Origin of the sequence: Jiella pacifica, assembly GCF_010500815.1 — a bacterium.
GTDB classification, from domain to species: domain Bacteria; phylum Pseudomonadota; class Alphaproteobacteria; order Rhizobiales; family Rhizobiaceae; genus Jiella; species Jiella pacifica.
In genome coordinates this window covers 221,797-233,882 of sequence record NZ_JAAAMG010000002.1, presented here as the reverse complement: position 1 = coordinate 233,882, position 12,086 = coordinate 221,797, and the positions used below count along the sequence as shown (strand labels likewise).

Genomic DNA, 12,086 nt, shown 5'->3' with positions numbered 1-12,086 from the left:
TTCGAGGGGTCGGAACGGGCCCCATGCCCGGAACGACGAAAAGCGGCGCCCGAGCCGGGGCCGCTTCACTCCGCGCTGCCTCCAAGGGTGTCCGCGCGGACGCCCGAGCCTATAGCGCAAGGGCTGCCGGGAGACAAGGCGGGCGCCATTCATGGCACGCAAACGCCCGCCGCTTCGTTGGGAAGGGCGGGCGTCGAAACCGTCCTGGGCGGGAGATCAGCCGCCGAAAATCGCTTGAAGCAGCCCGGGCTGGCGGGCGGGACCGACCTCGGCATAGACATTGCCTGCGCCGCGGCCGTCCGGGCCGATGACGACGACCTTGGAGCCGACGGGGACGCGGCTGTAGAGATGCTCGACGTCCTCGTTCATCATGCGGATGCAGCCCGACGACATCATCTGGCCGATGGTCCAGGGCTGGTTGGTGCCGTGGATGCGGAACATCGAGTCGCGGCCGCCGCGGAAAAGATACATGGCGCGCGCGCCGAGCGGGTTGCCCGGGCCTCCCGCCATATAGGCCGGCAGTTCGCGGCCCTTGGCCCGCTCGCGCTTGACCATGGCCGCCGGCGGCGTCCAGCCCGGCCACTCGGCCTTGCGGCCGACCTTCATCGTGCCGGACCAGCCGAAGCCTTCCTTGCCGACGCCGACGCCGTAGCGCGTCGCCATGCCGTTGCCCTCGACGAAGTAGAGGTAGCGCCGGCTGGAATCGACGATGACCGTGCCGGGCTTCTCGTCGGTCTGGATGCGGACCTCGCGGCGCATGAACTCGGCGGCCGGCTTGCGGGCCAGGATCTGGCGCTGCCTTGCGGCGGGCGCATTCGCGTCCACCTCTTCCCACGAGAAGGTCGCATAGTTGTAACGGCGTGTCGTCTCCGCCGAGGCTTCGGCCGCAAGCGACGACACCATGCCGACTGCGGCCATGCCCATGACGAGCTTGTTCAAGACTTTCATCAACTTCTCTCCAGCCAATGCCCGCTCGATCGGCAGGCTTTCTGTGGTTACAGCCACGGACGTTGCCAGTGGCCTCGCATTCATCCATCGGTGCCTTCGGCCGATGGGCCGGCCGCTTCGGGCCGGCGGATGCACGCCATCACACCACCATGTTTTCGCCATGTTTCAAATGCGGAAGGTCGACGGATCGATCCCGCACGAAATGGCCGTATTTCGTAACAATTTCGTGAGGCGTGGCGTGGCGTGGCGTGGCGGGGCGGATGGCGTCCGGCGCCGGCCGACCGCAGGCGGCCTTGCCCGGCTGGGCGATCTTCAGAGGACGATCACCTTCGTGCCCACCGGCACCCGACCGTAGAGATCCGTGACGTCCTCGTTGCGCATGCGGATGCAGCCCGAGGAGACATTGCGGCCGATCGTCCAGGGCTGGTTGGTGCCGTGGATGCGGTAGAGGGTGGAGCCGAGATACATCGCCCGTGCGCCGAGCGGATTGGCCGGGCCGCCGGGCATGTGGGATGGCAGGTTGCGACCCTTTTTCCTCTCGCGGGCAATCATCTGCGCGGGCGGGGTCCAGCCCGGCCATTCGGCCTTGCGGGTGACGCGGTGGGTGCCGGACCAGCCGAAGCCCTCCTTACCGGTGCCGACGCCGTAGCGGCGGGCGGTGCCGTTTTCGCCGACGAGATAGAGGAAGTGCGACCTGGAATCGATGACGATGGTGCCCGGCTTCTCGTTGCCGGCATAGGCCACGTCCTGGGGCAGGAACTTCGGATCGATCGCGTGGCGCGGGTCGAGGGTGCGACCACCTTGAGCCGGCTGGCCGGCGAGCGCGACAGACTGGATCGCGGCGGCGGAATCGGGGGTGCGGGCGCCGAGCACCACGCCGCTGGGCGAAGCGAATTCCATCATCCAGGGTCCGCCGACGCCGGGGGCGATGCGGACGGCGGGGCGCCAGGCGTTTCGCTCCTGCGCCCCGGCGGAACCGGCGCAGAATGCCAGGCTCGTGCCGACGGCGAGCGCAGCGAGGGCTGCTCGTGAAAGCATCTGTGTCTCCTCATGTGACGATCGGTCGCCTCTCATGCGACCGGCTCGCCTCAGAGGCTCGCGCGAAAGACCAAGCGAATGGTTAATCCCAAGCGCCTGGCCGCTAACGATCTTTCGAAACCGTTCCCTAGGGTTAACAGGGGGTTGTCGCGCGGCCGCGGCGGCCCGCTCGACCCGCGTGGCAAAGCTGTTTGGTGCAAGGAGACGATGAAACCATAGGCAATACAGAAATAGCCCAATTTGAGGGCGTTGTGCAGTGCAGCAAAGCTGCTACCATCGCCGGCGTCTGCCGGTTCCACTGGCAAGGCCAAGGTCGCGAAGGCCGGATAGCAAAGGCCCGTTCGAGGCCGACACGGGGAAGGCGTTCGAAAGGGTCACGTCCGGCCGAAGAGGCGGACGACCATCCACCGTGCCGCCAGGGAGGAGCGGCCCAGCACCCGGAGCCGATCCATGATCGCCCTGACTTTGGTCATGTGCCTGAATTCCCAGCCCGCCAACTGCCATGCCGAGGACGTCGCCTTCGACGGCTCGATCATGCAATGCGCTATGTTCGGCCAGGCGGTTGCCGCCAACTACATGAACGGACGGCCGAAATGGTCGCTGCAGCGCTATCGCTGCTCGTCGCGGCGGCTGAAGGACGCGTGAGATCGTCTGCTGGACGCGCCAGCAGCCTCGCCGCCGGCATGGGTTCGACGGCGGTTTGAGCTCTTGCCAGCCGGCGCGCCGACTGACATGAGCTTTCGGCCATGGACGCCGATCACCACATCGCAGACGGATTGATCCGCCGGGACGATGGCTCGCTCGCCTGCGCCTGGCATGGCGCCGATCCGCTCTATCGCCGCTATCACGACGAGGAGTGGGGCCGGCCGACGGCCGACGACGATCGGCTCTACGAAAAGCTCTGCCTGGAAGGTTTCCAGGCCGGGCTCTCCTGGCTGACGATCCTGAGGAAGCGCGAAGCGTTCCGCGAAGGATTCGAGGGCTTTTCCATCGAGCGCGTCGCACGGATGGGCGAGGCGGACGTCGAGCGGCTGGTGACGAATCCCGGCATCGTCCGCCATCGCGGCAAGATCGTCTCGGCGATCAACAATGCCCGGCGCGCCGCGGCTATCCAGGAGAGCCACGGCTCGTTGGCGGCGTTTCTCTGGTCGTTCGAGCCTGAAAAAGGCGAGCGCCCGGATGAGGTGGATATCGCCTTCATTCGCGCGACTCCGTCGAGCGCCGCCTCCATCCGCCTGTCTAAGGCGCTGAAGAAGCAGGGCTTCAGCTTCGTCGGCGCAACCACCGTCTATGCCTTCATGCAGTCCATGGGCTTCGTCAACGACCACATCGAGGGATGTACGGTACGAGCGGACTGCGAGGCGGAGCGCGTGCGGTTCCAGCGGCCGTTGCGCGTGTAGCGCGGGCGGCCGGATCAGCCGAATGAGCGGCAACCCTACTGGGCGCCCGCCTTCAGGCACATTTGAAGCAGAACACATTGAAAGTATTCGGATCGACTTGAGCTCTGTGATCTCTCTCTTTCTCGGACCAATAAGGTGAGTCGGATTCGATCTACACCACTAGCGTGCGGCTTCAGATCTGAAGAACCTCGTCACTGTGCGACACTGAAATTTTTTGATGGTCTCCCAGTTCACTAGGCTGTTCAGCGCAAACATCTGTGATATTGACGTTGCGGAAGGGGCGGGTGGGGTCGCTGCGCGTGCTCGGGACAGCAGCCGGCGATGTCGGCATCACGAAGGCAAAACAGGAAATGAAGACTTTTCAGCGCGCCGCACGAGCCATCGTGCTGGTCGGGGCTATGATTGTGGGCGGCTCGCCGGCTCACGTACAGGCGGAACCCTTCGGACAGCCGATCAGCGGCTGGAGCCTCACGCAGGAAGCGGTGAAGGGGGAGTGGAGGGTCCGGTGTCGCGCAACGCGTAACCGCAGTGGCAGCACCTACCGGATCGATGTCTATGCGAACTGGAAATGGTACGTCTCGGTGTCGCCGATCCCTCGCGGGCTGAACGGGAAATATCCGAAGGCCCACATGAACCTGACGGATGGCCCAATCGACACGCCCGCTTACACGTCGGGCAATCTGCTCGTCTTCGGACCGATCGAGGATTTTTCGCTGGATGCCATCGCGCAACAGGGCGGCGGCGTCGCCGTCGTCGGGCCGACGACGGTCGAGGTCGATCTCGGCGACAACACCTCCACCGTCACGAACAGCCTGGTGCAATGTATCCAGGCGAACTCTTGAAAGCCGGACGATCCATCGGATCCTAGCACGATCAGGAAACCGACCGCGCGGGGCGCAAGATCATTTCGTTTGCGTTGATTTTCACTCTGCGATGCGGTGTCCTGAATAGCATCATATCCAGCCACCATCAATCTGCGGAACATGGCGTTATCGTCGGTTCTGCGTCCTCGTCGCTACTTGCTTCTGAAAGGCTGCTCAGATGATCGGTTCGTCCCGTTGGTTCGCCTGTGCACTTCTCCTTTGGCTTGGCGGTCCTGTACTTGCTCAGGCACCGGAGAGGGGCGACGGTTCCATCACCATCGTCGATGATCCCGAAGTCACGCAGGGCGATTTTTACGCCGAGACGCGCGGCTGGAACGTGGTCTCCGGCAGCACCGACGAGGGATTCGCCTTCTGTGCGGCGGAAACGGCAACGCCGGAACTGACATGGCGCTTCGGCTACGACATCGGCCCGCAGTGGCAGATCGCCATCAAGCACCCGTTCTCCGGCGAAACGCCTTATGGGACCTTCGAAGTCGACGGACACAAGTCGGGGATAAGCGGGTGGGGCAGCGGCGAATGGGTAATCCTGTTTCCCCATAAGGGCGAGTACGAAAGGATTGCCAAGGGTAGCCGGATGGAAATCCGCCTGGGCGACATCTGGTACGAGATGCAATTGAAAGGCACCGCGGCGGCTGCGCTGAAAGTCCAGGAATGCGTGGCGAGCCGTGGCAATCCGGAGGGTGCCGCAGCACCACGCAACGCGGCGCGGCCAGTCGCACTTGCCCGCACCGCATCGGCCGGCGCGTCGCAAATGCCGGACCCGAACCGGCGCGGCGAGGAGTTCGTCGGCAATTGCCGAACCGACTATGCGAGTTACCGCTGCATGGCGGCGACGCTGACGCCGACGATCGGCAACGGCCAAGCGGAGCTTGTCTACGACCCTTCAGGCAGCGAATTCAGCTACATCGTTCAAACCGACAAAAACGATCTGTCTGAGGTCTGGGTGGAATTCGGCGGCCAGCCCTACCGATACATGGGTCGGTGGAGTTCGGATGGCCGCTGCCGCAGCCCTTTGCCGGATCAGAATCCGCAGGTCATTGCGAATCTAGGCCATGACGCGTGGAAACTCTGCATCGAGTGACCTGAAAAGGCGCAGGCTTTACAAGAAGGGGATGAACTCTCGCGCGAATATCTGCGGCTATGCCATCACGCCGGAGGGGATGCCGATAAACCCCAATGTTATCCGATCAGCGCAAGCCGGATCGTCAGGGCGATCGCGCCGACCATGCCGACGCCGGCCATCCAGAACAGGACGAACCACAGCCAGCGATGCCAGCGCGGGCTTTCGTCGGATTCTCGTCTGACCTCGTCCGGGGTCAATGGTGATATCCTTCGCCCTCGCGCACCTTGCCGCGGAAGATCCAGTAGGCAAAGCCGGTATAGATCAGGATCGCCGGGATCAGAACCGCGGCGCCGACGAGCAGGAAGATCAGGCTGGATTCGGGCGCTGCCGCCTGCCAGATCGTCACGTCCGGTGGGATGATGTTCGGATAGAAGTTGATCCCGAGGCCGACGAAGCAGAGCAGGAACAAGCCGAGCACCGAGAAGAACGGCCGGTGATGGCGCCCTGCGATGAGCGACTGGAAGAGGCTGAAGGCGAAGACCAGGAGCAGCAGCGGCACCCACGCGACGCTTGCGAACTGCGCCGTCGAGGAAAACCAGCGCGTATAAAATTCCGGCTGCAGATAGGCCATCCACAGGCTGACGATGCCGATCGCCGCCAGCGTTGCGCCGGCGAGGACATAGGCGTAGCGGCGGGCGATGTCGTGGACGTCACCTTCGGTCTTCATCACCAGCCAGGTCGCGCCGAGGAGCGCGTAGCCGGCAACGACCGAAACCCCCGTCATCAGCGAGAACGGCGTCAGCCAGTCGAACCAGCCGCCGGCATAGGCTCTGTTCGAGACTTCGATGCCCTGCACCAGCGTGCCCAGCGCAAGACCCTGGCAGAAGGCGGCGACGAGCGAACCGGTGAAGAAGGATACGTCCCACATCCAGCGGCCGCGCACCGTCTTGAACCGGTATTCGAAGGCGACCCCCCGAAAGATCAGCGCCAAAAGCATGGCGATGATCGGCGCGTAGAGTGCCGGCATGATGATCGCATAGGCCAACGGGAAGACGGCAAAGAGGCCGCCGCCGCCGAGCACCAGCCAGGTCTCGTTGCCGTCCCAGATCGGGGCGACGGAGTTCATCGCCGTATCGCGGCTCTCGTGCCGGCCGAGAAACGGAAAGAGGATCCCCGTTCCCAGATCGAAGCCGTCGAGGACGACATAGGCGAAGACGGCGAAGGCGATGAGGAACGCCCAGAGAACCGCGAAATCCATGGCTGTCTCCTATTCCGCCGGATCAGGGACGTTGCGCCCCTCCAGGGAGGGGGCGGGGGTGATGCCGGCCGTCCGCGTCGGCTGATGCGGCGTATCCTCCTCGTAGGGGCTCGGTGCCTTGCCCATCAGGCGGAGGATGTAGAAGGTCCCGGCGCCGAAGAGCAGGAAGTAGACGACGATGAAGGCGACGAGCGAGGCGCCGACCGCCGGCGCGCTGATCGGCGAATGACTTTCGGCCGTGCGCAGGAGGCCGTAGACCGTGAAAGGCTGGCGGCCCATCTCCGTCGTCACCCAGCCGCACAGCACGGCGACGAATCCCGCCGGCGACATCAGGATCATCGCCCGCTGCAGCCAGTGGGACTCGTAGAGCGAACCCCGGAAGCGCTTCCAAAGGGACCACAGGCCGAGGCCGAGCATGGCGAAGCCGATCGCCACCATGACCCGGAACGTCCAGAAGATGACGGTGGAGTTGGGCCAGTTTTCGCGCGGGAAGTCCTTCAGGCCCTTCACCTGGCCGTCGAGCGAGTGGGTGAGGATCAGGGAGCCGAGATAGGGAACGTCGAGGGCATAGTCGGTCTGCGCCGTTTCCATGTTCGGAATGCCGAACAGGGTGAGCGGCATCGGATGGTCGGTGTTGGTCTCGAAATGCCCTTCCATCGCGGCGATCTTCGCCGGCTGATGCTCCAGCGTGTTGACGCCGTGGAAGTCCCCCGCGACGATCTGCAGCGGCGCGACGATCGTCGCCATCCAGAGCGCCATGGAGAACATGACCCGGGCGCTCGCATTGTAGCGATTGCGCAGGAGATGGAAGGCGCCGACGCCGCCGACGACGAAGGCCGTCGTCAAGTAGGCGGCGAGCACCATGTGGACGAGGCGGTAGGGGAAGGACGGGTTGAAGACGATCGCCCACCAGTCTTCCGGGACGAACTGCCCGTCCGCATTGATGCCGTAGCCCTGCGGCGTCTGCATCCAAGAATTCACCGACAGGATCCAGAAGGCCGAGAACAGCGTGCCGATCGCGACGACGACGGTGGCGAAGAAATGCAGGCCGTTGCCGACCCTCTTCTGCCCGAACAGCATGATGCCGAGGAAGCCGGCCTCAAGGAAGAAGGCCGAGAGGACTTCGTAGCCCATCAGCGGGCCGAGGATCGGTCCCGTCTTGTCCGAAAATACCGACCAGTTCGTGCCGAACTGGTAGCTCATTACGATGCCCGAGACGACGCCCATGCCGAAGGACACGGCGAAGATCTTCACCCAGTACTTGAAGGTGTCCATGTAGACCGGCTTGCCGGTCGCCAGCCACAGCCCCTCCAGCACCGCCAGATAGGAGGCGAGGCCGATGGTGAAGGCAGGAAAGATGATATGGAACGAGACGGTGAAGGCGAACTGGAAACGGGCCAGGTCGACGGCATCGAAGCCCTCGAACATTTCAAGGCTCCCGGTTGTTTCGGACAGGCGTTGTCTGGACTCAATCTAATCATCCTGCAACGCAGCACGAGGCGAATGCGACCTTTTTTCGCTCTTTGCGCTATGCATTGTCAGGATGGCAGGAAAAAGCGGAGGACATGATGGACGAAGCGCAGACGAAACGGTGTTTGGAAGAGATATTTACCGCCTGCGTCGGCGCGGCTCATCCGGCGAAGATCCTGGCGGAGCATCTGCCCGAGCCACCCACCGGCCGCATCGTCGTCCTTGCCGCCGGCAAGGCCGCGGCCTCGATGGCATCAGCCGCCTTCGAGCATTACCGCGACATCTGCGGCCTCGATCCTGCCCGGATCACCGGCGTTGCGGTGACGCGCGAAGGCTACGCGCTGCCGGCCGGCCCGATCCGCGTCGTCGAGGCGGGCCATCCGCTGCCGAACGAGGCGGGCCTCGCGGCGACCGAGGAGGTGCTGGAACTTGCCGCCGGCGCCGGCGAGGGCGATCTCGTCCTGGCGCTGATCTCTGGCGGCGGTTCGGCGAACTGGCTAGCGCCGGCGGACGGCGTCTCGCTCGCGGACAAGCAGGCGGTGACCAAGGCGCTGCTGCGCAGCGGCGCCGGGATCGGCGAGATCAACACCGTTCGCAAGCACCTGTCGCGGATCAAGGGCGGGCGCCTCGCCGCCGCCGCGCGGGTGAAGGGCGCGCGGCTGGTGACGCTGGCGATTTCCGACGTGCCGGGCGACGATCCGAGCGTCATCGCCTCCGGGCCGACGGTGCCGGACATGTCGACGCTCGCCGAGGCCTTGGCGATCATCGAAAGCCGCGGCATCGCGCTGCCGGAAAGTTGCCGCGCGGCGTTGAACGATCCCGCCAACGAGAGCCCGAAGCCGGGAGATCCGGCTTTCGCGGGGGCCGAATTTGCCATCGTCGCGACGCCGGCCGAAGCGCTCGCCGCGGCCGCGCAGGCGGCGGAAGCCGCCGGCTACCGCGTCGAAAATCTCGGCGCCGATGTCGAGGGCGAGGCGCGCGACATTGCCGCCGAGCATGCGCGGCTGGCGCTGGAGGCGAGGGCTCGGGGTGAAAAGCTCGCGATCCTGTCGGGCGGCGAACTCACCGTGACGATCCGCGGTGAGGGGAAGGGCGGCCCGAACCAGGAATATGCGCTGGCCCTCGCCGTCGCCCTGAAAGGCGAAGAAGGCATCGCCGCGCTCTCCGGCGACACCGACGGCACCGACGGCGGCACCGGCCTCGCCACCGACCCGGCCGGCGCCTTCGTCCTGCCCTCCACCCTGGAGCGGGCGCGGGCGGGTGGCATCGATCCGACCGCGGCGCTGGCTGACAACGATTCGACCGGGTTCTTCACGGCGCTTGGGGACCTGCTGGAACCGGGACCGACGCACACGAACGTCAACGACTGCCGGGTGATTCTGGTGGGGTGAGCAACGGGGGCGGTGGTTTGCTGACAGCCGCGCTGAGCACGCCTATGGAAGGGGCGCTGCAGAATTCTCGCGGGCCGGCCTTGGCCACTGTAGGTGTCTCCACAGTGGACTTGCGATTCTGTGGACAGCCGCATCTGCGGCGGCAAAGCTACACCGCGCCGTGCTAGTCTCAGCCATGGTGCTGGTCGCCGCTCCGGCGTTCCGCGCGCCGCCCCGCCGAACCCAAGCCCGATCCACCCGAAAGGCAGATGATGACCGTCGCCGTCGATCTCGGCACGACCCAGAACGGTGAGCCCGCCGAACTCGATCTGGAAGAGCTCCTGTCGACGCGGTTGCTCGTCCAGGGCAATTCCGGCTCGGGCAAGTCGCATCTCCTGCGCCGTCTCCTGGAGCGCAGTGCCGGCCACGTGCAGCAGGCGATCGTCGACCCGGAGGGCGACTTCGTCACGCTCGCCGAGAAATACGGCCACGTCGTCGTCGACGCCAATCGGACCCCTGCCGAGCTGACCCGCATCGCCGGCCGCATCCGCCAGCATCGCGCCTCCGTGGTGCTCAATCTCGAAGGCCTCGACGCGGAGGTGCAGATGCTGTGCTCGGCGGCGTTCCTCAACGGGCTGTTCGAGGCCGACCGGGCCTTCTGGTTCCCGATGCTGATCGCCGTCGACGAGGCGCATCTGTTCGCCCCCTCGATGTCCGGCGAACATTCCGAAGAGGCGCGGAAAGCCTCGCTCGGCGCGATGACGAACCTGATGTGCCGCGGTCGCAAGCGCGGCCTTGCCGGCGTCATCGCCACCCAGCGCCTCGCCAAGCTCGCCAAGAACGTCGCGGCGGAAGCCTCGAACTTCCTGATGGGCCGCACCTTCCTCGATATCGACATGGCCCGCGCTGCCGATCTCCTCGGCATGGACCGGCGCGCCGCCGAGCGGTTCCGCGACTTGAACACCGGCGAATTCGTCGCCCTCGGACCGGCGCTCTATCGCCGCCCCATGCCGATCCGGATCGGCACGACCGAGACCCATTCGAAGGCCGGACGGCCGACGCTGGCCCCGCTGCCGGAACTCGCGCCGGAGGATCTCGCCGATCTCGTCTTCACCGCCAGCCCGGAAGAGCAGGAGGCCGAGCGCCGCCAGTCCCGGCGCCAGACGCCGGGCTTTCCGCCGGCGCCCGCCGCGCCGCGCCTCGATCCTGCCGACGCGGCCGTGCCCACCCGGGCGATCCTGGAGCGTGTCAGCCAGAGCCCGTCTGTTTCGGAACCGGTCGAGGACGAGGACCCGCGGTCTGCCGAAGATCGTGCTGCCGCCGTCGACGCGATCTTTGCCGAAATGCTCGACGACCCGGAAGCCGCCTTCCGGCCGGTGCCGGTGCTCTATCAGGAGTTCCTGACCCACTGCCGGCTGAAGCGCATCTCGGGCGCTGCCACCGACATGACGGCGTTCCGCCGCCGGTTGTCGCTGGCCAGGGCCGGTATCGGCGAGGCCACCGACGATCCGGAATGGCAGGCGGTGATCGCGCTCGCCGGGGAACTGCCGGAAGAGATGCAGGGCGTCTTCATGATGCTCGCCAGGGCCGCCAGGGACCAGGCCGAATGCCCCTCCGACGAAGCGCTGGCGCGGGCCTATGGCAGCCACTCGCCGTCGCGCGGCCGGTTCCTCCTGTCCTTCATGGACGAGCGCGGTCTGATCAAGGCCGACCGCGACTTCCGCGGCAACCGGGTGGTGACGATATCGGGCACCGACTGGCGGACCAAGCTGCCGGAGGTCAGGCTCGACAGCATCGACGAGGCACGGGCGAGGCGCGCGGCAAGGCTGGCGCGGACGAGCGGGTAGAACGTTTCTCGCGCCTGCGTCAGCCGGAAATCAGCCGCAGCGTGCCGAGTACGAAGCCGTCGCCGATCGCCAGTTCGATGGTCAGATCGAGCGCGACGGCCATGACGACCGTCACCCAGACCGGAAGCCTTGCCGCCATGAAGAAACCGGCGAGCACGAACAACGTGTCGCCGCTCGCATTGAGAATCGAGTCGCCGAAATAGTCGGGCGCGTCGGGGGAGTGGCTGAAAGTCGCGATGAGGAGCGGTGTGTTCTCCATCGCCTCCCAGGCGGCGCTCGACAGAACGGCCAGGACGGCGCGCTTGGCGAGCGGCCAGCGGGGCGCCATGACCGTCACGAAGCCGTAAAGCGCCATGCCAAAGATCACGTGCAGCGCCGAGTACCAGTCCGAGAACTGCTGGCTGTTCTGGGCCTGCGTCAGCTCGCCTTGCCAGATCTCGACGATCCCGCAGGGACAGATCCAGGGACGGCCGAGAATGCGCAGCCACAGGACGAGGCCCGCAAACACGGCGGCGCCGGCAAAGACGCTGACGCCCAAGGACTGGAAGATCGATCTGTCGACCTTCGCCGGCATGCGCTCGCTGATCGCGTGCCTTGCCGACTGCAGAGGATTGTGGCGCGCCTTCTGTGTGCTGGAGGGCGCTGCGGCACTTTGATCTGACGGAAGAGACAAGGGCGCTTGCTGAAGAGAGGACTTCGGTGGCTGGAACGGCAATGAACCAAGCGCGGGAATGGCGCGGCTGGAAGGCTTGGCCTAAGGATGTCATGCCCGCCGAGCGTTTCAAGCTGCATCTGCCGCAAAGCCCCT

General features: G+C 65.6%; 12 protein-coding genes. 6 read left to right on the top strand and 6 right to left on the bottom strand.

Annotated elements, in window-relative coordinates; genetic code table 11:
* Window positions 1-216: 216 nt before the first annotated feature.
* Window positions 217-939, bottom strand: coding sequence for a L,D-transpeptidase (locus GTK09_RS03815; RefSeq protein WP_376767945.1), 723 nt, complete (start codon window positions 937-939; stop codon window positions 217-219).
* 321 nt (window positions 940-1,260) lie between these two features.
* On the bottom strand, window positions 1,261-1,986 hold the full coding sequence (locus GTK09_RS03810; protein ID WP_163461166.1) for a L,D-transpeptidase: 726 nt from the start codon (window positions 1,984-1,986) through the stop codon (window positions 1,261-1,263).
* 450 nt (window positions 1,987-2,436) lie between these two features.
* On the opposite strand from GTK09_RS03810, the gene GTK09_RS03805 reads away from it, so the two are divergent.
* From GTK09_RS03805 to GTK09_RS03790, 4 genes are all read left to right on the top strand, one after another.
* The gene (locus tag GTK09_RS03805) at window positions 2,437-2,631 is read left to right on the top strand and encodes a hypothetical protein (protein WP_163461165.1); all 195 of its coding nucleotides are present in this window, start codon (window positions 2,437-2,439) and stop codon (window positions 2,629-2,631) included.
* Between the two features lie 101 nt (window positions 2,632-2,732).
* Window positions 2,733-3,386, top strand: a complete 654-nt coding sequence (locus GTK09_RS03800) for a DNA-3-methyladenine glycosylase I (RefSeq protein WP_163461164.1) — start codon at window positions 2,733-2,735, stop codon at window positions 3,384-3,386.
* 284 nt (window positions 3,387-3,670) lie between these two features.
* On the top strand, window positions 3,671-4,228 hold the full coding sequence (locus GTK09_RS03795) for a hypothetical protein (protein WP_163461163.1): 558 nt from the start codon (window positions 3,671-3,673) through the stop codon (window positions 4,226-4,228).
* Between the two features lie 199 nt (window positions 4,229-4,427).
* Entirely contained in the window at window positions 4,428-5,351 is a 924-nt protein-coding gene (locus GTK09_RS03790; protein WP_163461162.1) for a hypothetical protein, read from the top strand.
* A gap of 98 nt (window positions 5,352-5,449) precedes the next feature.
* Here the strand turns inward: GTK09_RS03790 and GTK09_RS03785 are convergent, their stop codons facing one another.
* From GTK09_RS03785 to GTK09_RS03775, 3 genes are read right to left on the bottom strand one after another with little or no spacing between them, the layout of a single operon-like run.
* Window positions 5,450-5,590: a DUF2474 domain-containing protein gene (locus GTK09_RS03785; RefSeq protein WP_163461161.1), complete on the bottom strand. Its 141-nt coding sequence runs from the start codon at window positions 5,588-5,590 to the stop codon at window positions 5,450-5,452.
* Window positions 5,587-6,591 (bottom strand): cytochrome d ubiquinol oxidase subunit II, encoded by a 1,005-nt coding sequence (gene cydB / locus GTK09_RS03780; RefSeq protein WP_163461160.1) that lies wholly within the window; start codon window positions 6,589-6,591, stop codon window positions 5,587-5,589. Before cydB ends, GTK09_RS03785 begins: the two co-directional genes overlap by 4 nt.
* 9 nt (window positions 6,592-6,600) lie before the next feature.
* Window positions 6,601-8,019 carry a cytochrome ubiquinol oxidase subunit I gene (locus tag GTK09_RS03775; RefSeq protein ID WP_163461159.1) on the bottom strand — a complete coding sequence of 473 codons (1,419 nt, stop codon included), beginning with the start codon at window positions 8,017-8,019 and terminating at the stop codon, window positions 6,601-6,603.
* A gap of 137 nt (window positions 8,020-8,156) precedes the next feature.
* Between GTK09_RS03775 and GTK09_RS03770 the strand changes: the two genes are divergently transcribed.
* Window positions 8,157-9,452 carry a glycerate kinase type-2 family protein gene (locus GTK09_RS03770; protein ID WP_163461158.1) on the top strand — a complete coding sequence of 432 codons (1,296 nt, stop codon included), beginning with the start codon at window positions 8,157-8,159 and terminating at the stop codon, window positions 9,450-9,452.
* A 251-nt stretch (window positions 9,453-9,703) separates the two neighbouring features.
* Window positions 9,704-11,278: an ATP-binding protein gene (locus GTK09_RS03765; RefSeq protein WP_163461426.1), complete on the top strand. Its 1,575-nt coding sequence runs from the start codon at window positions 9,704-9,706 to the stop codon at window positions 11,276-11,278.
* A 19-nt stretch (window positions 11,279-11,297) separates the two neighbouring features.
* Here the strand turns inward: GTK09_RS03765 and GTK09_RS03760 are convergent, their stop codons facing one another.
* Window positions 11,298-11,852: a DUF2585 family protein gene (locus GTK09_RS03760; RefSeq protein WP_163461157.1), complete on the bottom strand. Its 555-nt coding sequence runs from the start codon at window positions 11,850-11,852 to the stop codon at window positions 11,298-11,300.
* Between the last annotated feature and the right edge of the window lie 234 nt (window positions 11,853-12,086).